Source organism: Marispirochaeta aestuarii (assembly GCF_002087085.1).
Lineage (GTDB): Bacteria > Spirochaetota > Spirochaetia > JC444 > Marispirochaetaceae > Marispirochaeta > Marispirochaeta aestuarii.
In genome coordinates this window covers 1-361 of the sequence record NZ_MWQY01000075.1, presented here as the reverse complement: position 1 = coordinate 361, position 361 = coordinate 1, and the positions used below count along the sequence as shown (strand labels likewise).

The following is a 361-nucleotide window of genomic DNA, read 5'->3' as shown; positions in this document are numbered from 1 at the left end:
AGGATTGTAGGGTATACAGCTATCCGGTATAAGGTGGGGTTTAATTGACGGTTACGTTTATGTTCTTGTAACGTCGGTAATAGGGTGACCATACATGGTACATTTGTAACTTATCCGGATCTGACAAACTACCAAATTGGTTTACAAATAGAAAATGGTGGAATCTCTCAGCAAATTCCAGTTCAAATAAAGAATGGCGGGGCTTTTTCTTTTCAAATCGAACCTCGTGGTTCTATTGTTTTTCAACGATTTGTAACTGGTGGATTTTCACCGATTCAGATTGATAAAACACTCGATTTAGAAAAAACAGTGAAATCTTTCGATTTGGGAACATTTTTCCTATTTCATCCACCCAAAATAA

General features: G+C 36.6%; 1 protein-coding gene. It reads left to right on the top strand.

Annotation, left to right across the window (positions count from 1 at the left end):
* Window positions 1-84: 84 nt before the first annotated feature.
* Window positions 85-361, top strand: a 277-nt coding sequence (locus B4O97_RS19395; RefSeq protein ID WP_143305842.1) for a hypothetical protein, incomplete at its 3' end; no start/stop codon positions are given.